We start from the raw sequence: 259 nt of genomic DNA, 5'->3' as shown, positions 1-259 counted from the left end.
GTGCAGGTCTATGTCCTGGACGGCCGGCTGGGGCTTTCGGCACGTTGGGTCCACGCAGCCGACGACATCGGCACGCGCGCTGATGGTTATGTCCTGCGAGCCGATGTTGCAGTTGTCCCGAGCGTCAATGTGTTTGGTGGTTATGGGGATGCACCCGAGATCTCCGACGGCACGCTGGTGCCGACGCGTACCATCTTTGCCGGCATCTCCTGGGACGTCACCGATCCGCTGACGCTGCGCGGCAGCCTCGCCCATGAGC

Annotated in this window: 1 protein-coding gene; it reads left to right on the top strand. The window is 64.5% G+C overall.

The features are described from left to right. A partial coding sequence (locus EOB49_RS38365) for a YaiO family outer membrane beta-barrel protein (RefSeq protein ID WP_245472990.1) occupies positions 1-259 on the top strand: 259 nt, incomplete at both ends.

It is taken from the genome of Mesorhizobium sp. M7A.F.Ca.MR.148.00.0.0, from assembly GCF_003997735.1.
In the GTDB taxonomy this organism is placed as follows: domain Bacteria; phylum Pseudomonadota; class Alphaproteobacteria; order Rhizobiales; family Rhizobiaceae; genus Mesorhizobium.
Note: the sequence above shows the minus strand (reverse complement) of the source record. Positions and strands in the feature narration are given on the sequence as shown.